General features: G+C 73.0%; 20 protein-coding genes. 3 read left to right on the top strand and 17 right to left on the bottom strand.

Going from position 1 to position 24,927, the window contains the following annotated elements; translation table 11 throughout:
• Nucleotides 1–50: 50 nt before the first annotated feature.
• The 5 genes from thpD to ABD374_RS03195 form a co-directional block, all read right to left on the bottom strand.
• Nucleotides 51–965, bottom strand: a complete 915-nt coding sequence (gene thpD, locus ABD374_RS03215; protein ID WP_344490235.1) for an ectoine hydroxylase — start codon at nt 963–965, stop codon at nt 51–53.
• A 3-nt stretch (nt 966–968) separates the two neighbouring features.
• Entirely contained in the window at nt 969–1,367 is a 399-nt protein-coding gene (locus ABD374_RS03210; protein ID WP_069929355.1) for an ectoine synthase, read from the bottom strand.
• A 62-nt stretch (nt 1,368–1,429) separates the two neighbouring features.
• Nucleotides 1,430–2,698, bottom strand: a complete 1,269-nt coding sequence (gene ectB / locus ABD374_RS03205) for a diaminobutyrate--2-oxoglutarate transaminase (RefSeq protein WP_344490232.1) — start codon at nt 2,696–2,698, stop codon at nt 1,430–1,432.
• 60 nt (nt 2,699–2,758) lie between these two features.
• On the bottom strand, nt 2,759–3,292 hold the full coding sequence (ectA, locus tag ABD374_RS03200) for a diaminobutyrate acetyltransferase (protein WP_344490229.1): 534 nt from the start codon (nt 3,290–3,292) through the stop codon (nt 2,759–2,761).
• A gap of 301 nt (nt 3,293–3,593) precedes the next feature.
• Nucleotides 3,594–4,700 (bottom strand): pyridoxal-phosphate-dependent aminotransferase family protein, encoded by a 1,107-nt coding sequence (locus tag ABD374_RS03195; protein WP_344490226.1) that lies wholly within the window; start codon nt 4,698–4,700, stop codon nt 3,594–3,596.
• Between the two features lie 73 nt (nt 4,701–4,773).
• On the opposite strand from ABD374_RS03195, the gene ABD374_RS03190 reads away from it, so the two are divergent.
• Together ABD374_RS03190 and ABD374_RS03185 are read left to right on the top strand one after the other, a co-directional pair.
• Nucleotides 4,774–5,865: an amidohydrolase family protein gene (locus ABD374_RS03190; RefSeq protein ID WP_344490223.1), complete on the top strand. Its 1,092-nt coding sequence runs from the start codon at nt 4,774–4,776 to the stop codon at nt 5,863–5,865.
• A gap of 244 nt (nt 5,866–6,109) precedes the next feature.
• Nucleotides 6,110–7,108: an SCO1860 family LAETG-anchored protein gene (locus ABD374_RS03185; RefSeq protein WP_425577118.1), complete on the top strand. Its 999-nt coding sequence runs from the start codon at nt 6,110–6,112 to the stop codon at nt 7,106–7,108.
• Nucleotides 7,109–7,240: 132 nt separating this feature from the next.
• Here ABD374_RS03185 and cobC read toward each other — a convergent pair whose 3' ends face one another.
• Genes cobC through cobM form a run of 6 tightly spaced genes read right to left on the bottom strand, consistent with a single transcriptional unit; the run spans nt 7,241 to nt 13,900 of the window.
• Nucleotides 7,241–8,329, bottom strand: a complete 1,089-nt coding sequence (gene cobC / locus ABD374_RS03180) for an Rv2231c family histidinol phosphate aminotransferase CobC (RefSeq protein WP_344490217.1) — start codon at nt 8,327–8,329, stop codon at nt 7,241–7,243.
• On the bottom strand, nt 8,283–9,206 hold the full coding sequence (locus ABD374_RS03175; protein WP_344490214.1) for a sirohydrochlorin chelatase: 924 nt from the start codon (nt 9,204–9,206) through the stop codon (nt 8,283–8,285). Before ABD374_RS03175 ends, cobC begins: the two co-directional genes overlap by 47 nt.
• Nucleotides 9,203–9,838: a precorrin-8X methylmutase gene (locus ABD374_RS03170; RefSeq protein WP_344490211.1), complete on the bottom strand. Its 636-nt coding sequence runs from the start codon at nt 9,836–9,838 to the stop codon at nt 9,203–9,205. The genes ABD374_RS03175 and ABD374_RS03170 overlap by 4 nt, the downstream gene beginning before the upstream one ends.
• Nucleotides 9,838–11,787, bottom strand: coding sequence for a precorrin-3B C(17)-methyltransferase (gene cobJ / locus ABD374_RS03165; protein WP_344490208.1), 1,950 nt, complete (start codon nt 11,785–11,787; stop codon nt 9,838–9,840). Before cobJ ends, ABD374_RS03170 begins: the two co-directional genes overlap by 1 nt.
• Entirely contained in the window at nt 11,784–13,058 is a 1,275-nt protein-coding gene (gene cbiE / locus ABD374_RS03160) for a precorrin-6y C5,15-methyltransferase (decarboxylating) subunit CbiE (RefSeq protein WP_344490205.1), read from the bottom strand. Before cbiE ends, cobJ begins: the two co-directional genes overlap by 4 nt.
• Nucleotides 13,055–13,900 carry a precorrin-4 C(11)-methyltransferase gene (cobM, locus tag ABD374_RS03155; RefSeq protein WP_344490202.1) on the bottom strand — a complete coding sequence of 282 codons (846 nt, stop codon included), beginning with the start codon at nt 13,898–13,900 and terminating at the stop codon, nt 13,055–13,057. The genes cbiE and cobM overlap by 4 nt, the downstream gene beginning before the upstream one ends.
• Nucleotides 13,901–14,047: 147 nt before the next feature.
• Here cobM and ABD374_RS03150 point away from each other — a divergent pair, with 147 nt between their 5' ends.
• A complete protein-coding gene (locus ABD374_RS03150; RefSeq protein WP_344490199.1) occupies nt 14,048–14,770 on the top strand; it encodes a ZIP family metal transporter in 723 nt (240 codons plus the stop codon).
• A 14-nt stretch (nt 14,771–14,784) separates the two neighbouring features.
• On the opposite strand, the gene cobI is transcribed toward ABD374_RS03150, so the two are convergent.
• Genes cobI through ABD374_RS03120 form a run of 6 tightly spaced genes read right to left on the bottom strand, consistent with a single transcriptional unit; the run spans nt 14,785 to nt 24,924 of the window.
• Nucleotides 14,785–15,528 (bottom strand): precorrin-2 C(20)-methyltransferase, encoded by a 744-nt coding sequence (cobI, locus tag ABD374_RS03145; RefSeq protein ID WP_344490278.1) that lies wholly within the window; start codon nt 15,526–15,528, stop codon nt 14,785–14,787.
• 50 nt (nt 15,529–15,578) lie between these two features.
• Complete coding sequence (locus ABD374_RS03140) at nt 15,579–16,979, bottom strand: cobyrinic acid a,c-diamide synthase CobB (RefSeq protein ID WP_344490196.1); 1,401 nt, start codon at nt 16,977–16,979, stop codon at nt 15,579–15,581.
• On the bottom strand, nt 16,973–17,572 hold the full coding sequence (gene cobO, locus ABD374_RS03135; RefSeq protein ID WP_344490193.1) for a cob(I)yrinic acid a,c-diamide adenosyltransferase: 600 nt from the start codon (nt 17,570–17,572) through the stop codon (nt 16,973–16,975). Before cobO ends, ABD374_RS03140 begins: the two co-directional genes overlap by 7 nt.
• Nucleotides 17,572–19,632 carry a putative cobaltochelatase gene (locus ABD374_RS03130; protein WP_344490190.1) on the bottom strand — a complete coding sequence of 687 codons (2,061 nt, stop codon included), beginning with the start codon at nt 19,630–19,632 and terminating at the stop codon, nt 17,572–17,574. The genes cobO and ABD374_RS03130 overlap by 1 nt, the downstream gene beginning before the upstream one ends.
• Nucleotides 19,633–19,687: 55 nt before the next feature.
• Complete coding sequence (cobN, locus tag ABD374_RS03125; RefSeq protein ID WP_344490187.1) at nt 19,688–23,356, bottom strand: cobaltochelatase subunit CobN; 3,669 nt, start codon at nt 23,354–23,356, stop codon at nt 19,688–19,690.
• Nucleotides 23,353–24,924: a cobyric acid synthase gene (locus ABD374_RS03120; RefSeq protein ID WP_344490275.1), complete on the bottom strand. Its 1,572-nt coding sequence runs from the start codon at nt 24,922–24,924 to the stop codon at nt 23,353–23,355. The genes cobN and ABD374_RS03120 overlap by 4 nt, the downstream gene beginning before the upstream one ends.
• Between the last annotated feature and the right edge of the window lie 3 nt (nt 24,925–24,927).

Genomic DNA, 24,927 nt, shown 5'->3' with positions numbered 1-24,927 from the left:
CGAACCGGTCCCGCCCGCCTGTCCGGGGGCTCGCGCCGCCCGGCCGCCGCCTACTTCACCGGCGTGAAGTCCCTCGCCCCGATGAACTCCGGCCGCGGCACGGGCGCCGCGAACGGTTCGACGGCCGTGTTCTCCACGCTGTTGAAGACGATGAAGACGTTGCTGCGCGCGTACGGCGTGATGTTGTCGCCCGAGCCGTGCATGCAGTTGCAGTCGAACCAGGTCGCCGAGCCGGCCCTGCCCGTGAAGAGCCTGATGCCGTGCCGGTCCGCCATGCGCGTCAGCGCGGCGTCCGACGGCGTGCCGGCGTCCTGCATCTGGAGCGACTTCTTGTAGTTGTCCTTGGGCGTCTCGCCCGCGCAGCCCAGGAACTCCTTGTGCGACCCCGGCATGATCATCAGACCGCCGTTGGTGTCGTAGTTCTCGGTCAGCGCGATCGAGACGGACACGGTCCGCATGTTCGGCAGACCGTCCTCGGCGTGCCAGGTCTCGAAGTCCGAGTGCCAGTAGAAGCCCGAGGCCCCGAAGCCCGGCTTGACGTTGATCCGCGACTGGTGGACGTACACGTCCGAGCCGAGGATCTGACGCGCCCTGCCGACCACCCGCGGGTCGCGCACCAGCTGTGCGAAGACCTCACTGATGCGGTGCACCTCGAAGACCGACCGTACGTCCTGGGACGTGGGCTCGATGATCGAGCGCTCGTCCGCCCGCACCTGCGGGTCGGCGACCAGCCGGTCCAGCTCGGCCCGGTAGAGCGACACCTCGTCCGGGGTGATGAGCTGGTCGACGGTGAGGAAGCCGTCCCGCTCGAAGCTCATGAGTTCGGCGGGCTCGACGGGACCCGGCGCGCCGGGCGCGGACCAGACGACCGGGTCCTGGCGGGGGGTGGTCACCTCGGCGGCGCCGCGCGTCGGGTAGAGGTCGGCGCGGGGGGTCTCGATGCGCGGGGTCAGTACGTCGGTCATGGTTCAGACCTCCTCGGTCAGCAGCGGGTAGACACCGTTCTCGTCGTGGTCCTCCCGTCCGGTGACGGGAGGGTTGAAGACGCACACGCAGCGGAAGTCGGTCTTGGGGCGCATGGTGTGGCGCTCGTGGCCGTCCAGCAGGTACATCGTGCCCGGCGTGATCCAGTGGGTCTCGCCGGTCTCGTCGTTGGTGAGTTCGGCCTCGCCCTCCGTGCACAGGACGGCCTCGATGTGGTTCGCGTACCACATCGACGTCTCCGTACCCGCGTACAGCACGGTCTCGTGGAGCGAGAAGCCGACCTTCTCCTTGGCGAGCACGATGCGCTTGCTCTCCCAGGTGCCGGAGGCGGCCTTCACATGGCGGTCGGTGCCTTCAATGTCCTTGAACGATCGGACGATCACGGTGAGTCGAGCCCTTCTGTGTTACTGCGATGAAACGGTGGGACGGTCGGGCGGCCTCGCCGTCAGGCGGTCTCGCGGACGGAACGGGCCAGGATGCGCAGCCCCTCGTCCAGTTCGTCGGGGGAGATGGTGAGCGCCGGCAGCAGCTTCACGACCTCGCTCTGGGGACCCGAGGTCTCCAGCAGCATGCCGAGCTCGAAGGCGCGGCGGCAGACCGCCGTGGCGCGCTCCTTGTCGGCGAACTCCAGGCCCCAGACCAGGCCCCGGCCCCGGAAGCCGACCCCGGCCCCGTCGTTCTCGTCGGCGATGGCCAGCAGCGCGCGCTCGACCTGCTCGCCGCGGGCGATGGTCTGCTTCTCCATCTGGCCGTCGGCCCAGTAGGCGTTGAGCGCGGCGGTGGCGGTGACGAACGCGGGGTTGTTGCCGCGGAAGGTGCCGTTGTGCTCGCCCGGCTCCCAGACGTCCAGCTCGGGCTTGAACAGGCACAGCGACATCGGCAGGCCGTACCCGCTGATGGACTTCGACAGGGTGACGATGTCCGGCGTGATGCCGGCCTCCTCGAAGGAGAAGAAACCGCCGGTGCGGCCGCAGCCCATCTGGATGTCGTCGACGATCAGCAGCATGTCCTGGCGGTGGCACAGGTCCTGGAGCGCGCGCAGCCACTCGGCGCGGGCGACGTTGATGCCGCCCTCGCCCTGCACCGTCTCGACGATCACCGCGGCGGGCTTGTTGAGGCCGGACCCCTGGTCCTCCAGCAGCCGCTCGAACCACAGGAAGTCCGGGACCGTGCCGTCGAAGTAGTTGTCGAACGGCATCGGCGTGCCGTGCACCAGCGGTATACCGGCGCCGGCCCGCTTGAACGCGTTGCCGGTGACGGCGAGCGAGCCCAGCGACATGCCGTGGAAGGCGTTGGTGAAGGACACGACCGACTCGCGGCCCTTGACCTTGCGGGCCAGCTTCAGCGCGGCCTCGACGGCGTTGGTGCCGGTCGGGCCCGGGAACATCACCTTGTACGGCAGGTCGCGCGGCCGCAGCACCACGTTCTGGAAGGTCTCCAGGAAGGCGCGTTTCGCGGACGTCGCCATGTCGAGGCCGTGGGTGATGCCGTCGCGCTCGATGTAGTCGATCAGCGCCCGTTTCAGTACCGGGTTGTTGTGACCGTAGTTGAGTGACCCGGCGCCCGCGAAGAAGTCGAGGTAGGTGTGGCCGTCCTCGTCGTGGAGGTGGCTGCCCTGCGCGCGGTCGAACACGGCCGGCCAGCCGCGGCAGTAGCTGCGTACCTCGGATTCCAGGGTCTCGAAGACGCTCAGGGCGGGAGGGGTGATGGTCACAGCGGTCTCCTGGGAAAAGAACTGGGGAAAGAAGGGGGAGGAAAGTCGGCAGGGGGCGGATCAGGCGGCGAGAGGGCCGATGCGGTACAGCACCTCGGGCAGGTGCGTCTCCTCGGGGAACAGCTCACCGTCGAAGAGCACTTCGCGCTCCAGGGGCGCACCGTGGCGCTCGGCGTACGAGGTGAACAGCCGGTTGGAGGCGGTGTTGTCCGGGGTCACGGTCGTCTCGATCACCTTCACCCCCTGGCGCGCGGTGACCTTCTCGGTCAGCGCCTCCAGGAGCGTGCCGGCCAGCCCGCGCCCGCGGTGGGCGTGGTCGACGGCGACCTGCCAGACGACGAGGGTCTCGGGGCGCTCGGGGCGGATGTAGCCCGTGATGAACGCGATCGGCTCGCCCCCGGGGCTGTCCCGGGCCACGACCGAAGTCGCCGCGAAGTCGCGGCACCACAGCAGATAGCTGTACGAGGAGTTGAGGTCCAGGACCTCGGAGTCGCGGGCGATGCGCCAGATCGCGGCTCCGTCCTCTGCTTGCGGAGCTTCGATCTGCAGGAATTCGCTTCGGGTCCGTGCAAGGTCTGCTTGTGCGGCGGTCATGCGGATGCAATTTACCCAGCGAATTCAAAAAATGCATCGCGGGAAGGGGTTGGGTGGAAGGAGAATCTGTGTTATCGCGCGGGCGCACACTTCGCGCGAGCAGACTGCAAATCTGGGGGATTTGGCGGTAAATTACCGCTCAAATCACCCATGATGTGGGGTCGGTCACACCCCCGAAACCGCCCAGATCTTTGCTTGAAACCTCCACGTTTGAGCTCGGGGCAAGCGGGCATAAGAAAACGGGAAGCTGCCCTGATAAAAGCAGCTTCCCGTTATCCGGAGTTCATTGAATTCAGAGAATTTATTCGCCGGGCCAGGTTTCCGCAACGGCCTTTCGGGCAGCTTCGAAGTCGACCTGCTTTCCCGATTCGCTCAGCGCCGCGCCCAGCGCGCCGAGCGACGACTGGACCACGCCCCGTGTGGCGTCGATGCCGTAGTGGTTGACCCGGATCATCTCCTTGGACAGCGACCCGCCGCCCGCGATCAACGGCAGCGACGGGTCGGCGGCCAGCGCCTTCGCGACCACCTCGGACGCGTCCACCCCGGCGGGAACGCGCAGCGTCGTGGCCACCGGCGCGGCGTCGCGCGCCGCGTGGACGTACGGCTCCAGGCCGCCGCCCAGCGCGATCGCACCCGCGCGCGTGGCCGAGGCCGCGGCCCGGTGCCTGGCCATCAGTACGTCGAGTCCTTCCGCCTCGATGCGCTCCACACACGCCTCCAGCGCCAGCATCTCCAGCTGCGCGGGCGCGTGCAGCAGCGCCTTGCGGCCGCCGTCGATCCACCGCTCCTTCCAGTCCAGGAGGGAGAGGTACGAACGGCGCGGGGCGGCCGGGTTGGCGGCCATCCGCTCCCAGGCGCGCTCGCTCACCGACACCGCGGAGACGCCGGCCGGGCCGCCCATCGCCTTCTGCGCGCCGATCACGCACAGGTCCACGCCCCACGCGTCGGGCAGCAGCGGCTCGGCGCCCACCGAGGCGACCGCGTCGAGCATGAAGAGGGCGCCGTGGGCCCGTACGGCCTCACCGATTTCGGCCACCGGGTTGGTGTTGCCGGTCGCCGCCTCCGCGTGCACCAGCGAGACGAAGTCGATCTCGGGGTGCTCGTCGAGGGCCTGCCCGATCTGCTCGGCGGTGACCGCCGTGTGGAACGGGACGGTCAGGTCGAAGACCGCCGCGCCGCAGTCGCGCAGCCAGTTCCCGAAGGTCTGCCCGTACGGCCCGGTCACCACGTTCAGCGCGGCCGAGCCGGGGCGGGCGCCGCCGCGGATGCAGCCTTCGAGGGGAAGCAGCGCCTCGCCCTGCATGATGACCACGTCCTGCTCGGTGGAGAGCAGCGAGGCGACCCGGCGTTCGATGGCCGCGAAGTGCGCGGCGGTCAGCGGGGCCAGGTCCAGAAGCGGATGTGTCACGGCGGAGCTCTCTTCGGATCAGTGTTCGGTCTCTCCGGGCCGAGCGTAGTCGCCCCCTCGTAGAGTGCTGCGCATGAGTGATCACACGGTGCTGCGGGTGAGGGGACGGGTGCTCGCGGGGCCCGACGACGTACGGGACGGGCTGTGGGCCGTGGACGGCAGGGTCACGTACGAACGGCCCGCCGGCGTACGCGACGCGCAGGTCGTCGAGGGGTGGGCGCTGCCCGGACTGGTCGACGCGCACTGCCACGTCGGGCTCGACCGGCACGGCCCGGTCGACGAGGCCACCAGCGAGAAGCAGGCGATCACCGACCGGGATGCGGGCACGCTGCTGATCCGCGACGCCGGGTCGCCGTCCGACACCCGCTGGATCGACGACCGCGCCGACCTCCCGAAGATCATCAGGGCGGGCCGGCACATCGCCCGTACCCGTCGCTACATCCGTAATTTCGCCCATGAGATCGAGCCCGGCGACCTCGTCGCGTACGTCGCGGGGGAGGCCCGGCGCAGCGACGGCTGGGTCAAGCTCGTCGGCGACTGGATCGACCGGGAGACCGGGGACCTGGGGGCGTGCTGGCCGCGCGGCGAGGTCGGGGCGGCCATCGCCGAGGCGCACCGGCTCGGGGCCCGGGTCACCGCGCACTGCTTCGCCGAGGACTCGCTGCGCGACCTCGTCGAGGCGGGCATCGACTGCATCGAGCACGCCACGGGCCTGACCGAGGACACCATTCCGCTCTTCGCCGAACGCGGGGTCGCGATCGTGCCGACCCTGGTCAACATCGCGACGTTCCCGATCCTCGCGTACGGCGGCGAGGCGAAGTTCCCGCGCTGGTCGGCGCACATGCGGCAGCTGTACGAGCGCCGGTACGACACGGTGCGCGCGGCGTACGACGCGGGCGTGCCCGTCTTCGTGGGCACGGACGCGGGCGGTTCGCTCGCCCACGGCCTGGTGGCGGACGAGGTCGCCGAACTCATGAAGGCGGGCATCCCGGCCCTGGACGCGCTGTCGGCGACGACATGGAGGGCGCGCGAATGGCTCGGGCGCCCGCTGCTGGAGGAGGGCGCCCCCGCCGACCTGGTGGTGTACGACGAGGACCCGCGCGCGGACGTGCGCGTACTGGCGGCGCCCCGGCGGATCGTCCTGAACGGGCGGATCGTCGGCTGACGGGAGCGGGCGGGTACGGAGGGGAACGGGCGGGTGCTGAGGGGCGCCGACGGGAACGTCCGTGCCCGGAGACCCGGCAGATTCGAATGCGAGATCGGAAACCCCCCTTTGGAGTGAACTGACTGCGGGTAGCTGACCGTTCACTCGAAGTGCGTAAGGATTCCCGTGTCTCAGCCGCCGGCGCCCGCGTGTCCCCGTGGAGTGCGCCGGGCGGCGCCGTGTCACTCGTGGGGGTTCCACCACCTTGAACAGCACCATCTTCAGCATGCCCGCACGCCGGTCCGCAGCCCGGTCCGAGCGCCGGTCCACGCGCCGGTCCGCAGCCACCGCGGCCGCCCTCGCGCTGGCTGCGGGCCCCGCCGCCCTGCTCGCCGCCGCTCCGGCGGCGCACGCCACCGAGGGCGACGGCGGGGGGAAGGCGAGCGCCGTCGTGCTCCGTACCGGACTCGACGTGTCCCTGCTCAACAAGAGCGTCAACGTGCCGCTCACGACCACCCTCAACGAGGTGAACGCCCCGGCGAGCGCGGAGAAGACCGCGCTGACGGTCCGGTTGGACGGCGTGGAACAGGGCAGGCCGGTCAGTGTGCTGCGCGCCGACGTGGCCACGGCGAAGGCGACGGCCGACGCGCACAAGGCCGAGGGCTACACCGACCTCGCACACGCCCAGGTGCATGTGCCGGGGCTGCCGCTGCTCTCGCTCATCGAGGTGGAGAAGGTCACGTCGAAGGCGCTGTGCGAGGCGGGCAGGCAGCCCGTGGCCGAGTCGAACGTGCTCGGTGCGGTGACCGTGCTCGGCAGGAAGGTCACGCTGTCGGCGGGCGGGCAGACGCGGGTCGACGTGCCCGCGGTGGGCGTGGTGACGCTCGACCTGTCGAAGACGCACACCACCTCGCGCACGGCCGCGGCCACGGCGCTCGAACTGAAGGTGTCGGTGAATCCGCTGAAGCTGAACGTCGCCGAGGTCGAGGGCACGGTGACGCTGGCGGGAGCGACGTGCGAGTCGCCGAAGCCGCCGAAGACACCGGTGGCGGTGGAGAGCCCGGCGGAGGAGAAGCCTGCGGAGGAGCCGAAGGAGGCTCCGGCCCCGGACGTGAAGCCCCAGACGGAGGCCGAGGCGAGCCTCGCCGAGACCGGCGGCAACTCCACGACACCGTACCTGGCGGGTGGTGCGGGCCTGCTGCTGGTGGCCGGCGCCGGAGCCCTGGCGGTGGCCCGCACCCGCCGCGCCCGTAACCGGGCCTGACGGCAGGGGCCGGCGAACCGGGCCTGACGGCAGGGGCGTTCACCCCTGACCCCGGATCCCCGGCCCCTGTTTCCCGGCCCCCGTCCGCGGGGCGTCGGATCCCGGGTAAACGAGGAAACGGGGAAAGGCCGGTCAGCGCGCGACCAGCGTCAGCGCCTGGTCCAGCGCCTGGAGGAAGCGGCCGGTCGTGACCCGGTCGCGCACCGCGAGCCGCAGCCACCGCGGCCCGAGCCCCGGGAAGGTGTCCCCCCGCCGCACCGCGAAGCCCAGCCCCCGCAGGCGCATTCGTACCTCGTCGGCCCGTTCCATCCGTACGAGGACGAAGGGGCCCTCGGCCGCCTCCACCACCCGCACCTCATCGAACTCCGCCAGTCCGGCCAGCAGGTGCGCCCGGTCGGCGGCCACCTGCCGCGCGGCGAGCGCCGCCTCCGCGAGCGCCGCCGGCGCCATGCACGCCTCCGCGGCGGTCAGCGCCGGCGTCGACACCGGCCACAGCGGCTGCGCCCGCTCCAGCGCCGCGACCGTCTCCGGGCCGGCCAGGACGTATCCGATGCGCAGTCCGGCGAGGCCCCACGTCTTGGTGAGGCTGCGCAGCACCACCAGACCGGGTACGTCCGTACGTCCGGCCAGCGCCTGCGGCTCGTCCGGCACCGCGTCCATGAACGCCTCGTCGACCACCAGCGTCCGCCCCGGGCGCGCGAGCCGGGCGACGGCCTCCGCCGGGTGGAGCACGGACGTGGGGTTGGTCGGGTTGCCGATCACCACCAGATCGGCGTCCTCGGGAACGGCCGCCGGATCCAGCCGGAAACCGTCCTCCTCGCGCAGCAGCACCCGCCCGACCTCGTGCCCCGCGTCCCGCAGCGCCGCCTCGGGCTCCGTGAACTGCGGGTGTACGACGACGGGCCGGCGCACCGCGAGCGCGCGCGCGAGCAGCACGAACGCCTCCGCGGAGCCCGCCGTCAGCAGTACCCGCTCCACCGGCAGCCCGTGCCGCCGCGCCACCGCCGCGCGCGCGGCCCGCCCGTCCGGGTAGGCCGCGAGCGTGTCCAGGGACGCGGCGACGCGGGCCTTGAGCCAGGCCGGGGGAGTGTCCGCCCGTACGTTGACCGCGAGGTCGGTCAGACCGCCCTCGCGGACCTCGGCGTCTCCGTGGTGGCGCAGATCGTGAGCGGTGTCAGTGGGCGTGCGCATGGTGGTGCCCGTGCCCGTGTCCATGTCCATGTCCGTGTCCATGTCCGTGCCCGTCGTCGTCGGGGTGGAAGTGCGGCTGCTGCGGCGCCCCCACCTTGTCCTCGAAGCCGGGCAGGGCGATGCGGTAGACGCAGGAGTCGCAGTTCATGCGCAGGTCGCCCTTGACGGCTTCCTGGTAACGCTCCATCACGAGGTCCATCAACTCCTCGGTGGGGCCGATCACATCGGCCGAACGCACCCCGGTCTCCGGGTGCGCGGCGGCCCAGTCCCGCGTCTGCCGCCGCACCCGGTCCGGCAGGATCCCGGTGAAGAGGAAGTACGGCAGGACCACGATGTGCCCGGCCCCCAGCTTCGTGCAGCGGTCGAGCCCGCTCGGCACGTCGGGCGCGGCGAGCGAGACGAACGCGGTTTCCACACCCGCATACCCACGTCCCTCCCAGAACAGTCGTGCCGCCTTGTGCACCTCGGCGTTGGCGTCCGGGTCGGTGGAGCCGCGCCCCACGAGCAGCACGGTCACCTCGGACCGGTCCAGGTCGCCGAGCACCTCGTCGACCCGCCGCTCCAGCACGGCCAGCAGACCCGGGTGCGGGCCGAGCGGACGGCCGTAGGTGTACGAGATCCCGGGGTGGCGCTCCTTCTCGCGGGTCAGCGCCGCCGGGATGTCGCCCTTGGCGTGACCGGCGGACACCAGCATCAGGGGAACGGCCGCGAAGCGCGTGACGCCCCGCTCGACCAGACCGGCGACGGCGTCGCCGAGCGGCGGCGGGGACAGCTCGATGAAGCCGCCCGCGACGGGCAGTTCGGGGTGGCGCCTGCCCAGTTCCCCGACGAAGTCGCGGAACGCTCCGGCTCCGGCGTCGTCGCGGGTGCCGTGGCCGGCGATGAGCAGTGCGGGCGCGGTGGTCACGCTTTCTCCTTGGTGAGGGGGGTGTAGAGCAGGGCGTTCAGCGCGGCCGCTGCGACCGCCGAACCGCCCTTCTCCGAAACATTGCTGACGGCCGGCAGCCCGCTCTCACGCAGCGCCGCCTTGGACTCGGCCGCCCCGACGAAGCCGACGGGCAGCCCGATGACGAGCGCGGGTTCGGCGTCCAGGAGCAGCAGTTCCTCCAGCGCGGTGGGCGCGCAGCCGATCACCCACAGGGCGCCGGGCCCGACCTGCTCGTACGCCAGCCTGATCGCGTGGGCGCTGCGGGTCAGTTCCGGTCCGGCCTGGGCTTCCCTCAGCCGGCACACGGTCTCGCGCCGGGTGATCCCCGCCGCGACCATCTCCACGTCCACGACGACCGGCGCACCTGCGTGCAGCGCGGCGTGCGCGGTTTCGAGCGCGCGCTCGTCGCAGACCAGATCGCCGGCGTACTCCAGATCCGCCGCGGAGTGGATGACCCGCTCCACGACGGCCCGCGTCAGCGGTGCGAAGTGCGACGTGTCGAGGCGGGAGCGCAGCCGCCGGAAGGACTCCTGCTCGATGGGGTGGACGATCCTGTCCGTGGCCTTCGCCGTGTTCGTCATGTCCGTGGTGTCTGTCGTGTCCGTCGTCATCACGAACCCTCCGTCTGCCAGCGGTAACCGCGCGGGGTCACCATGCGGCCCGCGATCTCGCGGGCGGCGGTGTTGCCGACGACCACGACGGTCATCATGTCGACGGTCGCCGGGTCGAGCGCGGCGAGCGTGGTGAGGCGGCTCGTGCCGTCCGGGCGCGAGGCGTTGCGTACGACACCGACGGGCGTCGTGGGCTCGCGGTGCTCCGCGAGGATCGACAGCGCCTTGGGGAGCTGCCAGTCACGGCCCCGGCTGCGGGGGTTGTAGAACGTCACGACGATGTCGGCCTCCGCCGCGGCCCGTACGCGCCGCTCGATGACCTCCCACGGCGTGTGCAGGTCGGAGAGGCTGATCGAGACGTGGTCGTGGCCGAGCGGGGCGCCCAGGATCGCGGCGGCGGCGAGCGCCGCCGTCACCCCCGGTACGCCGACGACGTCGATGTCGTCGCTCGCCTCGGCCAGCGCGGGCGACGCCATGGCGTACACGCCCGCGTCCCCCGACCCGATCAGCGCGACCGCGTGCCCGGCGCGGGCCTCGGCGACGGCGGTACGGGCCCGCTCCTCCTCGGCGCCCAGCCCCGACTCCAGGACGCGCGTGCCCGGCCGCAGCAGGTCGCGGATCTGGTCGACGTACTGGTCGAGCCCGACGAGCACCGAGGCCCGCCGGATCTCCTCACGGGCGCGCGGTGTCAGCAGATCGCGCGCGCCGGGCCCGAGCCCGACGACCGCGAGCCGCCCGCGCGGCCGCCTGCGCACGACGGCGCAGGTGGCCATCGCCGCCCGCCCCCCGGGAGCCGACTTCCGCTTCGGTACGAGGAGTTCGCCCCCGCCGGCGAGCGCCGCGGCCTCCGCCACGGACGGCGTCCCGACGGCGGCGAGCGGAGCCCCCGAGGGGTTCGGCACGTCGATACGGGCCAGCTCCCCGGCGGTGTACGTCTCCAGCGGCACTCCGAGCCGGGCCGCCGCCTCCACGATCCCGGCCTCGTCGGCCTTGGCGTCGACGGTCGCGAGCGCGGCGACGGACCGCACCGAGAGCCCGGCGTCCGCCAGCGCCTCCTCGATCAGTCCGGACACCTCGTCGGCGCGGGCGCCCCTGCTGGCCCCCACGCCGACCACCAGCGACGGCGGCCGCAGGACGACCTCCCGGTCCCCGATGCCGACGAGCCGGTCGGTGACGCGCAGCACGGCGGGCCCGGCCGGCACCCGCCCTTCCCCGGACCCGGCGGCGGCCGAGGCCGCCTCCGCGAGGACACCGGCCGCGACGGTCGCGGCCATGGCACCGGGCAGCCCTCCCACGGGCACGGCGGCGGCAGCGGCCGCCTCGGCCAGGCCGCCCCCCGCCCCGGCCCCGGCGCGCTCCGTGTCCCCGGCGGTCCGCCGCGCGTCGTCCGCGCCCGGCGCCCGGCCGCCCTCCACCGCCGCGTCCGTCCCCGGGACCGCCGCCGTGTCCGCCGGTGCCACATTCGCCGGCAGCGGCGGCAGCGGCCACACCGCGTCCGCCACCAGCGTGACCGGGTCGCCGTCCAGGACCGCGCGGGTCACGGCGGCCGTCGCGCCCTCGACGGGCCAGCCCAGCGTGTCCAGGCCCGGCACGTCCGTGGCGTCCGTCGCCGTCGTGATCACCGGGGCGCAGCCCAGCACCCCCGACACCGCGAGCGCCAGCTCGTTCGCGCCGCCGCCGTGGCCGCCCAGGAGCGACACCGCGTGGCGCTGCGCCTCGTCGACGCAGACGACGCCCGGGTCGGACGCCTTGCCCGCGAGGAGCGGGGCGACCAGCCGTACGACCGCGCCCGTGGCGAGGAAGCACACCAACTGCTCGCACTCCGCGAAGGCGCGTCCGACCGCCTCCCGCACCGGGCCGTCGTACACCCGCGTACGACCGGGCCAGGCCGCGGCCAGCCGGTCTCGGGCCACGGCGCCTGCCGCCGTGGCGGAGATGAGGCCGATCACTGAACTGCTCCTTCACTTGCCGGTTCCGCGGGGCGGTGGCCCCACAGCAGAAAGACAGGGTTGGCGGCCGCGAGCCGGGTCACGTCCCCGGGCAGCGGCGCGAGCCGCGACGACTGCAGCAGCACGCCCTCGGGCGCGAACCCGGCGGACGCCAGGGCCGCCCGTACCGCCGGCACCCGGTCCAGCGCCGCCAGCGCGACCACGACCGTGCGCCGCGCGCCGCGCGCGCACGCCGCGACGATGGCGGGCAGCTCGCCCCCGCCGCCCCCGACGAACACCGCGTCGGGTTCGGGCAGTCGGGACAGCACGGTCGGCGCGGATCCGTGGACGGCCTGTACGTCGACCCCGTGCGCGGCGGCGTTGGCCCGCACGCGCTCCACGCCGTCGCAGGTCTTCTCCACCGCGATCGCCGCCGCCCCCAGCCGCGCGCACTCCACGGCCATGGACCCCGACCCCGCCCCGATGTCCCACACCAGGTCGCCCGGGCGCGGACCGAGCCGGGCGAGCGCCAGCGCCCGTACCTCGAACTTCGTGATCATCGAGTCGCGGTGCTCGAACGCGGCCTCGGGCAGCGCCCACTGGGCGGGACCACTGCCCCGCCCGGCGACCGTCCGCTGCGCCGGCGCCAGCGCCCGCGACTCGTCCAGGCACACGACGACGCTGACCGCCGCCGGCCAGTCCCGCGCCGCCGCCTCGCCGGGGGAGAGGCGCTCGACGCTCTCGCCCCCGGCGGGATCGCCGAGCGCGGACGCGACGACGAGGGTGCGCGGAATACCGGTACGGGCCAGGGCGGCGCCCAGTTCGGCGGGCCCGGCGCCGGGCCCGGTCAGGACGGCCGTCTTCGGGTGCGCGCGGCACACGTTCACGGCGGTCCGCAGCGCCCGCCCGTGCGCGCTGACGACGACCGCGTCGTCCCACGGCAGCCCGAGCCGCGCGAACGCGACCGCGACGGAGGGCGCCCCCGGGCGTACGTCCAGCGCGTCCGCCCCGAACCGCTCCGCCAGCGCCCGTACGATCCCGAAGAACCCGGGATCCCCGGAGGCCAGCACCACGACCCCGGCATCCGTGCGGTCCGCCCGCTCGGCCAGATGCCCCGCGACCGCGTCCAGCGCGGGCGCGAGCGGCCCGAGCACCACCCGGGCCACGCCCTCGGGAATCCCGGCGGCGTCCAGGTGGCGCCGGCCCCCGACGACGAGCCCGGCGGCGTCCAGCGCCGTACGGGCGTCGGGGGCCAGGGGCGCGCCCGTCCCCGTACCGACAACAGTGATCATGACCCGGACTTCTCCGCTCTCACCTCTGCGGAGCCGCGCTCCGCGCGCAGCGCCGCCCGCGCGGTGCGGTCGGCCCGCCGGAAGCCGTGGAAGTGGCCGGGGTGGTAGAGGTGCGAGCGCGTACCGGAAGCGGAGAGCGCCGGGCCGACCAGGAAGAGCGTGTGCTTCCAGAGCTTGTGCTCCTTCACCGTTTCCTCCAGCGTCGCGACGGTGCACCGCAGCACCAACTCCTCGGGCCAGGTGACCTGGTACGCGATGACGACCGGCGTGTCCGTCGGGTAACCGCCCTCCAGCAGCTCCGCCGTCAGCTGCCCGGACCTGGCCGCCGACAGGAAGACCGCCATCGTCGTGCCGTGCCGCGCGAACTCCCGCACCTCCTCACCGGGCGGCATCGGCGTCTTGCCGCCGCCGAGCCTGGTCAGGATCACGGACTGCGCGACCTCGGGAATCGTCAGCTCGCGCTGCGCGATCGCGGCGACCGCCGAGAACGACGAGACGCCCGGCACGATCTCGACGTCCAGACCGAGTTCCGCACACCGGTCGACCTGCTCCTGCGTACCGCCCCACAGGGCGGGATCGCCGGAGTGCACACGGGCCACCTTCAGCCCGTCCCGCAGCGCCCGCTCGTACACCGCGACGACGTCCTCCAGGGACATCGCGGCGGAGTCGAGGATCTCGGCGCCCTCGCGCGCGTGCTCCAGGACCTCGGCCTGTACGAGGCTCGCCGCCCAGATCACGACGTCGGCGTCGGCGATGGCGCGCGCGGCACGGAAGGTCAGCAGGTCGGCGGCGCCGGGCCCGGCGCCGACGAAGGTCACCTTGCCGGTGGGGGCATCGGCCATGAGTGGGGGTCCTCTCGGGATTCACGGGATTCACGGGATCCACGAGTTCGGGGAACTCGGGAACTCGGGGAATTCAGGCAGTTCAGGGGTGAAGCGGGTGCGGTCACGGATGTGCGCGGCAGGGGGTCGATCGACTAGCAAGAGCACATGGCGGTCTTCGTCGCGCTCGGCGCGTTCCTCATGACGCTCTTCGGTGGCTGGGTGGCGCAGCGCGTCACCGACCGCCGCCACCTGGTGCTGGGCCTGGCGGGCGGGCTGATGCTCGGCGTCGTCGGCCTGGAGCTGCTGCCGGAGGCGCTGGAGGCCGCGGGGGACGAACGGTTCGGCGTACCGCAGGCACTCCTGCTGTTCGTCGGAGGCTTTCTGACAGCCCATGTGGTGGAGCGCCTGCTGGCCGTACGCCGGGCGGCGCACGGCGCGCACGAGGGGCGCGCACCCCAGGTCGGGCTGACGGCGGCGGCGGCGATGGTCGGTCACAGCCTGATGGACGGCATCGCGATCGGCGCGGCCTTCCAGGTCGGCGGCGGCATGGGCACGACCGTCGCGCTCGCCGTCGTCACCCATGACTTCGCGGACGGGTTCAACACGTACACGCTCACCAGCCTGTACGGGAACGCGCGCCGCAAGGCCGTGGCGATGCTGTTCGCGGACGCGCTGGCCCCGGTGGCGGGCGCGGCGTCCACTCTCCTCTTCACCCTTCCGGAGGAACTTCTCGGAAGCTATCTGGGCTTCTTCGGCGGCGCCCTGCTCTACCTCGCGGCCGCCGAGATCCTGCCCGAGGCCCACCACGACCACCCGGCGCGCTCCACGCTGCTGTGCACGGCAGCCGGTGTGGCCTTCATCTGGCTGGTGGTGGGCATCGCGCACTGAACCGCGCACCGGACTCACAACTTGCCCCCGCGACGGCCGTCGCGCCGCGCGGGCGCGATGAGCGTGGAGAGGTACGGCAGAGCCCCGTCCTCCCCCAGCTCGGCGGCGGGCCGGATCGATTCGCCGGGCAGCCCGAGCGCCGATCCCCACACCGCGTCCCCGGTACGTCCCGTCTCGCGCAGCGCGGTCGCCACCTCGCCCGCCAGCCGCCCGAACTTGTACGCCACGACCGTCCCGGGTCCCTCCAGGGCCTCCTTGAGCACAGCGGCCCCGGCGGTCACGGGAACGAGCGTCAGCGGCTCGGTCCCCTCCGTCAGCACGGCCCCGCTGCGGGCGGCCAGGTCCTGCATGGCGGTGATGCCCGGCACGGTCACCACGCCGGTCCCCGGCACCAGCTCCGCGATCGTCTGCGCGAGGTACGTGAACGTCGAGTAGACGTTGGGGTCACCGATCGTCGCGAACGCCACCGAGCCGTGCTCCCGCAGCAGTTCGGCGACCCGCGCCCCGGCCGCGTCCCAGGCGGCTTCGCGCCGTGCCCGGTCCTCGCGCTCGTTGAGAGCGAAGACGACCCGGACGACCTTCGCCGCGTCGACGTAGTGCAGCACGGTCGCCTCGGCCCGCCCGCGTTCGCCGCTGTCCATCACGGGAACGACCACGACCGCCGCGTCCCGCAGGGCGTTGACGCCCTTCACGGTCACCAGCTCGGGGTCGCCGGGCCCGACACCGACACCGGTCAGTTTCGTGCGCGTCCCACTCATCCCGCTCGCCCCGTCCATCCCGCTCGCCCCGCTCATTCCACCGGTCCCGCTCATCCCGCACACCTCTCGACGAATCTCCTGGCCATGCCCGGCTCGGCGGCCCAGTGGGTGTGCAGGTAACTCGCGTGCACACCCTGTTGTACGAACCCCTCGACCCGCCGCTCGGGCAGACGCATCCCCCAGGCGGGAGCCGGACCCGCCGCGGGCTCGATCACCGTCCGGTGGAACTCGTGTCCCCGCAGCCGGGTCCCGACGGCGGCCAGCGGGCTTTCGGAGACCGCGACCGCCTCGCGGTACCCCAGCGTCAGCCGTTCCGACATCCGCGCCTCTGCGTCGAGCACACCGCACATGGGCTGCCCGTCGAGAGACCGCGAGAGGTAGAGCAGCCCGGCGCACTCGGCGGCGACCGGCGCCCCGGACCACGCCAGCTCGGCGACTGCCGTGCGCAGCGGCTCATTACCGGACAGCTCGGGCGCGTACACCTCGGGAAACCCGCCGCCGACAACGAGACCGCGCGTCCCCTCGGGCAGCCGCTCGTCCCGGAGCGGATCGAACGGCACGACCTCGGCTCCGGCGGCGGAGAGCAGCTCGCCGTGCTCGGCGTACGAGAACGTGAACGCGGCCCCGGCCGCGACGGCGACCACCGGCCGCCCGCCCACTTTCCCCGCGACCTGCGCCGCGGCGCCCCCCGCGACCTGCGCCACCATGTCCCCCGCGCCCGCGACCTGCGCCACCGCGTCCCACGCGTCCACACCGAGCTCCGGCGCGCTGCGCGCCAGAGCCAGCAGGGCCTCCAGGTCGCAGCCCGCCCGCACCTGCTCCGCCAGCGCCGCCACCGCGTCGACCGCCTCGGCCCGCCGCTCGGCCACCGGCACCAGACCCAGGTGCCGCGAAGGCGTCCGCACCTGCCGTTCGCGCCGCAGCGCGCCCAGCACCGGCACCCCCGACTCGTCCAGCGCCTCCCGCAGCAACTCCTCGTGCCGCGCGGACCCCACCTTGTTCAGGATCACGCCCCCGATCCGCACCTGCGGATCCCAGGACGCGAACCCGTGCACCAGCGCCGCCACCGACCGCGACTGGGACGACGCGTCGACGACGAGCACCACCGGAGCCCGCAGCAGCTTCGCGATCTGCGCGGTGGACGCCAGCTCGCCGTGCCCGGAAGCCCCGTCGTACATCCCCATCACGCCCTCGACGACGGCGACGTCGCACCCGGCCGCACCGTGGGCGAAGAGCGGCGCGATCAGCTCCGTACCGCACAGGTACGCGTCGAGGTTGCGCCCCGGCCGGCCGGTGGCCAGCGCGTGGTACCCGGGATCGATGTAGTCGGGCCCGGCCTTGTGCGGCGACACGGCGAGCCCGGCCGCCGCGAAGGCGGCCATCAGCCCGGTGGCGACCGTGGTCTTCCCGCTCCCCGAGGACGGCGCGGCGACGACAAGACGTGCTACCACTCGATGCCCCGCTGCCCCTTCTGGCCCGCGTCCATCGGGTGCTTGACCTTGGACATGTCCGTCACCAGATCAGCGGCTTCGACGAGCTTGCCGGGGGCATTGCGACCGGTGATCACGACGTGCTGGGTCCCGGGCCGGTCCCGCAGCACCTCGACCACCTCGTCGGTGTCCACCCACCCCCAGTGCATCGGGTAGGCGAACTCGTCCAGCACGTACAGCTGGTACGTCTCTGCGGCCAGATCCCGCTTGACCTGCTCCCACCCCTCGCGCGCCGCCGCCTCGTTGTCGAGCTGCGCGTCGCGCTGGACCCAGGACCAGCCCTCGCCCATCTTGTGCCAGGCGACGGACCCGCCCTCGCCGCTCGCGCCCAGCACCTTCAGCGCGTTCTCCTCGCCGACCTTCCACTTCGCCGACTTGACGAACTGGAACACCCCGATCGGCCACCCCTGGTTCCACGCGCGCAGCGCGAGCCCGAAGGCGGCGGTCGACTTGCCCTTGCCCACCCCCGTGTGCACGACGACGAGCGGCCGGTTGCGCCGCTGACGCGTGGTGAGACCGTCGTCCGGTACGACGCTCGGCTGTCCCTGCGGCATCAGGCTGCCCTCCTGTTGTTCGTTCCCTGTACGTCCTTGACGAGCCCGGCGATGCTGTCGGCCCGCAGCTCGTCGAGCGTGACGGCCGTGCCGCCCAGATCCCGCGCCAGCTCACCGGCCAGCCCGAGCCGCACCGGCCCGGACTCGCAGTCGACGACCACCGAGGCGACGCCCTCCACCTCGTGCAGCCGGGCCGCGCGCGCCGCCAGAGCCAGCGGCTCGGGGCCGCCCGTCGCCCGCCCGTCGGTCACGACCACGAGCAGCGGACGCCGCGAGGGGTCCCGCAACCGCTCCACCCGCAGCACGTCATGCGCCTTCAGCAGCCCCGCGGACAGCGGCGTACGCCCACCGGTCGGCAGCGTCTCCAGCCGGACGGCGGCCGCGTCGACGGACGACGTGGGCGGAAGCACCAGCTCCGCGTCCTTCCCCCGGAACGTCACCATCCCGACCTTGTCCCGCCGCTGGTAGGCGTCGAGCAGCAGCGACAGCACGGCGCCCTTCACCGCGCCCATCCGCTGCCGGGCGGCCATCGACCCGGAGGCGTCCACGACGAAAAGAACGAGGTTCCCCTCGCGCCCCTCCCGCGTCGCCTGCCGCAGGTCGTCCCGCCGTACGACCAGCCCGCGCCCACTGCGTCCGCGCGCCCGCTGGTGCGGCGCGGCGGCCTGCACGGTCGCCGCCAAGTGCAGCTTGGTGAGCGTCCCCCGCGGCCGCCGGGCCCCGGTCGTACGACCGTGCTCGGTACGCGCACGGGACCGACGCCCCGCAGCCCCCTCGCCCAGCCCCGGCACGCTCAGCATCCTGGTACGGAACGGCTCCCCGGCCCGCGCGGCCGCCTGTTCGCCCCCGGCCCCCGCGGGGGCCCGTCGCCCCTCACCGGCCTCGGGCTCGGCTTCACCGGCCTCGGGCTCGGCTTCACCGGCCTCGGGCTCGGCCTCACCGGGCCGGTCCTGGTCCGGCGCCTCCGGGGAACCGTCGCCCTCACCCCGCGGCGGCTGCCCGCCCCCACCGGGCCCGTCCGGATCAGGGTCGGGATCGTCGTCGTCGGACCCGCTGTTCTGCTCCAGCGTGTCGTCGAGCTTGTCCTCGTCCAGCCCCGGCGCGTCGAACGGATTGCGCCGGCGCCGGTGCGGCAGGGCGAGCAGCGCGGCCTGCCGCACATCCTCGGCGAGTACGTCGCCGCGCCCCGCCCAGGCGGCCAGCGCGGTAGCGGTCCGGGCCATCACGATGTCGGCCCGCATCCCGTCGACCTCGAAGGCCGCACAGGTGGCGGCGATCTGCCGCAGGGCCCCGTCCCCGAGCCGTACGTGGGGCAGCAGCGCCCGCGCGGCCACGATCCGGGCCCGCAGCGCGGCCTCCTCGCCGGCCCACCGCGCGGCGAAGGCGGCGGGATCGTCGTCGTACGCGAGCCTGCGCCGTACGACCTCCACCCGCTGATCGGTCTCCCGGGACGCGGACACCTCCACGGTCAGCCCGAACCGGTCCAGCAACTGCGGCCGCAGCTCGCCCTCTTCGGGGTTCATGGTCCCGACCAGCAGGAACCGGGCGGCGTGCCGCACGGACACGCCTTCCCGCTCGACGTACGACGCGCCCATGGCGGCGGCGTCCAGCAGGAGGTCGACCAGGTGGTCGTGCAGCAGGTTCACTTCATCGACGTACAGGATGCCGCGGTGGGCGTCGGCCAGCAGACCCGGCTCGAACGCCTTCACGCCCTCGGCCAGCGCCCGCTCGATGTCGAGCGCGCCGACCAGCCGGTCCTCGGAGGCCCCGACCGGCAGCTCGACCGTCCGCGCGGGACGCGACATGCCCCCGGCCGCCTCGTGCGGCCCGTCGGGGCACGCCGGGTCCGGGGAGCCCGGGTCGCAGGAGAACCGGCACCCGGCGACCACGGCCACCTCCGGCATCAGCGCCGCCAGGGCGCGCACGGCGGTCGACTTGGCGGTGCCCTTCTCGCCCCGCACGAGCACACCGCCGACGGCGGGCGAGACGGCGTTCAGCAGCAGTCCGAGCCGCAGGTCGTCCTGGCCGACGATCGCGGTAAAGGGGTACGGCGTACTCACGAGGAAGCCTCCACTTCAAGCTGGTCCAGGACAACCGGAACGCACTTCGGCCCGCTCACGCGTCGCCCCCTTCCAGGTCGCCCTCGAGCTCCAGGTACGTGGCCCGCAGCTGCTCCAGCGTCCGGGCGTCCGGCTCCGCCCACAGCCCGCGCTCGGCCGCCTCCAGAAGCCGCTCCGTGATCCCGCGCAGGGCCCACGGGTTGGACTTCCGCATGAAGTCCCGGTTCTCCGGATCGAAGACGTACTCGGAGCTGAGTTTTTCGTACATCCAGTCGTCGACCACGCCCGCCGTCGCGTCGTACCCGAACAGGTAGTCCACCGTGGCGGCCATCTCGAAGGCGCCCTTGTAGCCGTGCCTGCGCATGGCCGCCATCCACCGGGGGTTGACCACCCGCGCCCGGAACACGCGATGCGTCTCCTCGCCCAGCGTCCGCGTCTTCACCTGGTCCGGCGTCGCGCTGTCACCCACGTACGCCTCGGGCGACTCACCCGTCAGGTGCCGCACCATGGCGACCATGCCGCCGTGGTACTGGAAGTAATCATCCGCATCGACAAGATCGTGTTCCCGGGTGTCCACGTTCTTCGCGGCCACGGCGATCCGCCGGAACGCCGTCTCCATGTCCCCGCGAGCGGCCTTCCCCTCCAGACCGCGCCCGTACGCGTATCCGCCCCACACCGCGTACACCTCGGCCAGATCCGCGTCCGAGCGCCAGTTGCGCGCGTCGATCAGCGGCAGCAGACCGGCGCCGTAGGCCCCGGGCTTGGAGCCGAAGATGCGGGCCGTCGCGCGCCGCCGGTCGCCGTGCTCGGCGGTGTCCTCGTCGGCGTGCGCGCGTACGAAGTTGCGGTCGGCGGGCTCGTCCAGCTCGGCGACGGCCCGTACCGCGTCGTCGATGAGCCCCACCACGTGCGGGAAAGCGTCGCGGAAGAACCCCGAGATCCGCACGGTCACGTCGATGCGCGGCCGCCCCAGCTCGTCGAGCGGCACGATCTCGAAGCCGGTCACCCGGCGCGACGCGTCGTCCCACACCGGCCGGCAACCCAGCAGCGCCAGGATCTCCGCGATGTCGTCGCCCTGGGTGCGCATGGCGGACGTACCCCAGACCGTGAGGCCCACCGACTTCGGGTAGTCGCCGGTGTCCGTCAGGTACCGCGCCACCAGCGAGTCGGCGAGCGCCTGCCCGACCTCCCACGACAGCCGCGACGGAATCGCCTTCGGGTCCACCGAGTAGAAGTTGCGCCCGGTCGGCAGGACGTTGACCAGACCGCGCGTCGGCGACCCGGACGGCCCGGCCGGCACGTAACCGCCGTCCAGCGCGTGCAGGATGTTGTCGATCTCGTCCGTCGTACGGGCCAGCCTCGGCACCACCTCGTCGCACGCGAACCGCAGCACGGCCACCGCGTCCGGCAGTTCGGCGCCCAGCACCTCCGTCACCAGGCCGGCCGCCTCAGCGGCGTCCCAGCGCCGCTCCTCCATGCCCTCGGCGAGCCGCCGGCACAGCTGCTCGAGGAGGTCGATCGCGTCCGCGCCCGTACGCGCCGGGCCGTCCACCAGCGAGGTCAGCCCGTCCGTCACCTTCACCGGCGCGCCCGGCTCGCCCAGCAGCTCCTTCTCGACCAGTCCGAAGTGCTCGGCCAGGCAGGCGCGCAGTCCCGGCAGGGCGTTGGCCTTGCCGCCCCACACCTGCGAGGCGCGCAGCACGGCCAGCACCAGGTTGACCCGCGCCTCGGCCTCCGGCCCGCCGCCCAGGATGTGCAGGCCGTCACGGATCTGCACGTCCTTGATCTCGCACAGGTAGCCGTCGATGTGCATGACGAACTCGTCGAAGTCGTCGTCGTCCGGCTGCGCGTCGAGATGCAGGTCGTGGTGGAGCTGGGCCGCCGTCACCAGCGTCCAGATCTGAGCCCGTACTGCGGGTGCCTTCGCCGGGTCGAGGTCGCTCACCAGCGCGTACTCGTCCAGCAGCTGCTCCAGCTTCGCCAGGTCCCCGTACGTGTCCGCACGCGCCATCGGCGGCACCAGGTGGTCCACGACCGTGGCGTGCCCGCGCCGCTTGGCCTGCGTGCCCTCACCGGGGTCGTTGACGATGAACGGGTAGACCAGCGGCAGTTCGCCCAGTACGGCGTCCGGCCCGCAGCCCGCCGACAGGCCGAGGCCCTTGCCCGGCAGCCACTCCATCGTCCCGTGCTTGCCCATGTGCACGATCGCGTCCGCGCCGAAGCTGTTCTCCAGCCAGCGGTACGCGGCCATGTAGTGGTGCGACGGCGGCATGTCCGGGTCGTGGTAGATCGCGATCGGGTTCTCGCCGAAGCCGCGCGGCGGCTGGATCATCACGACGACGTTGCCGAACTGGAGCGACGCCAGCACGATCTCGTCCCCGTCGACGTACAGCTGACCGGGCGCCTCGCCCCAGTGCTCCAGCATCCCGTCGCGCAGCTCGGGCTCGAGCTGGTCGAACCACGCCTGGTAGTCCGCGAGCGGCACGCGCGCGGGCGCCGCCGCCAGCTGCTCCTCGGTCAGCCACTCCACGTCGTGTCCACCGGCGTTGATGAGCCGGTGGATCAGCTCGTCGCCGTTGTCCGGGTGGCCCTCCACGCCGTAGCCCGCGTCGCGCAGGGCGTCGAGCACCCGGATCGCGGAGGCGGGCGTGTCGAGACCCACCGCGTTGCCGACGCGCGAGTGCTTCGTCGGGTACGCCGTGAAGACGAGCGCGAGGCGCTTGTCCTTGTTCGGCTTGTGGGCCAGCCGCGCGTGCCGCACGGCGATACCCGCGACGCGCTCGGCCCGCTCGGGATCGGCGACGTACACCGGTACGTCGCCCTCGCCCTGCTCCTTGAAGGAGAACGGCACGGTGATGAGCCGCCCGTCGAACTCGGGGATGGCCACCTGCATCGCCGCGTCCATCGGCGACAGCGCCGCGTCGGACGCCTCCCAGGCGGCGCGCGACGAGGTGAGGCACAGACCTTGCAGGACGGGCACGTCGAGGTCGGCGAGCGCGCCGATGTCCCACGCCTCGTCGTCACCGCCGGCCGAGGCGTCGCCGGCGCGGGTGCCGCCCGCCGCGAGGACCGTCGCGATCAGCGCGTCGGCCCGGCCGAGCTCCCGGTACAGCTCCGGGTCGGCGCCGCGCAGCGAACCGCAGTACACGGGAAGGGCGTTGGCGCCCTTCGCCTCGATCCGGTCGCACAGCACGTCGACGAAGGACGTGTTCCCGGACAGCTCGTGGGCGCGGTAGAAGAGCACGCCGACCGTCGGACGCCCCTCGTCGTACGTACGCGAGCCGTTGTCGTGGACACCCCACTCGGGCATCTTCTGCGGTTCGGCGAAGCCCACGCCCGTCAGCAGCACCGTGTCGGACAGGAACCTGGCCAGCTCGACGAGGTTCCCCGGCCCGCCCTCGACGAGGTAGCGCAGCGCCTCGGCGACCACACCGGCCGGTACGGACGACTCGGCCATCAGCTCCGCGTCGGGCACGGCCTCACCGCCCAGCAGGACGGTCGGTACCCCCGACGCCTTGAGCACGGCGAGCCCGTCCTCCCAGGCGCGCTTGCCGCCGAGCAGCCGTACGACGGCGACGGACGCACCCTCGATCAGTGCCGGCAGTTCGGCCGCCGCGTCGATACGGGTCGGGTTGCCGATGCGGTACGGGGCGCCGGAGGCGCGGGCCGCCAGCAGGTCGGTGTCGGCGGTGGACAGCAACAGCACGGTGTTCTCAATGCTCATGCGGGCGCTCCAGGTGCGATGAAGGGAAGTCCTGAGGGCGCGCCCGACTCGATGAGCCGCAGCAGCGCGTCCGTATCCGCGTGTTCTTCGATCAGGTCGCCGAGGCGGTCGAGCTGCTCCTCGCGCAGCGCCCCGAACGAGGTGTCCGGCGCCGGTACGAAGCGACGGCCCGCGGCGGCGGCCACCTCGCGCAGGAACGCGCGCCGGAACGCGTCGCTCTCCAGCGAGCCGTGCCAGTGGGTGCCCCAGACCGACCCCACCCGGCACCCGTCCAGAAACGAAGCGCCCCCCAGCACTTCGGCGACCCCGTGATGGATCTCGTACCCCTCGACGGGTTCGCCCAGCGCGCTGCCGACGGGCCGCGCCAGCGTCTTCCCGACGGCGAACCGCACGCGCACCGGCAGCAGCCCGAGCCCGTCCACGGTCCCGGCCCTCGACTCGACGTCGTCCTCGATGCGCTCGCCCAGCACCTGGAAGCCGCCGCAGATGCCCAGCACGGGGCGGCCCTCCGCCGCCCGCCGCGCCAGCGCGTCCGCCAGCCCGCGCTCGCGCAGCCACTCCAGTGCCCTCACGGTCCCGCGCGTCCCCGGCACGATGACGAGATCGGCGTCGACGAGCTCCTCGGCCCGGTCCACGAACCGCACCACGACCCCCGGTTCGGCGGCGAGCGCGTCGACATCCGTGAAGTTCGACATCAGCGGCACGGCGCACACGGCGACCCGCAGCACGTCCTCCCCGGCCGGCGGCGCGACCACGGACTCCCGTACGGCTCCCCGCAAGGAGACGCGCAGCCCGTCCTCCTCGTCGATCCCGAGTCCGTGCGCGAAGGGCAGCACACCGTACGTACGCCGCCCGGTCAGCCCTTCCAGCATGTCCAGCCCGGGTTCGAGCAGCGACACGTCCCCCCGGAACTTGTTGACCAGATAGCCCGCCACCAGCGCCTGGTCCTCCCGGCTCAGCAGCGCGGTCGTACCGAAGAAGGACGCGAAGACCCCGCCCCGGTCGATGTCGCCGACCACGACCACCGGGAACCGGGCCGCTCGCGCGATGCCCATGTTCACGATGTCGGTACGCCGCAGGTTGATCTCGGCCGGACTGCCCGCCCCCTCGCAGATCACGGCGTCATACGTGCCCCGCAACTCCCGCAGACAGTCCGTCACGGTCCCGAGCAGCGCTTCCTGCCTGCCGCCGTGCAGCGTTTTCCCGGGGGACACAGCGCCTGATTGCGGCTGCGCCGCGGGCCCGGATCCCCCGAAGAACCCGCGCGCGCTCATCTCGCCCACCGGCTTCCCCATCAGCACCACCTGGCTGCTGCGGTCACTGCCCGGCTTGAGCAGCACGGGGTTCATGAGCGCCGTCGGCTCCACCCGCGCGGCCTGCGCCTGCATGGCCTGGGCCCGCCCGATCTCCGCGCCCTCGCGCGTCACGAACGAGTTCAGCGACATGTTCTGCGCCTTGAACGGCGCGACCTTCACACCCTTGCGTACGAGCCACCGGCAGATCCCGGCCGTCACGACGCTCTTGCCGGCGTCGGAGGTGGTCCCCGCGACGAGCAGACCGCCCCCCAGTGA

The organism is Streptomyces enissocaesilis (assembly GCF_039533765.1).
GTDB lineage: Bacteria > Actinomycetota > Actinomycetes > Streptomycetales > Streptomycetaceae > Streptomyces > Streptomyces enissocaesilis.
The sequence above is the reverse complement of the archived record's forward strand: the minus strand, read 5'-3'. Positions and strand labels throughout refer to the sequence as shown.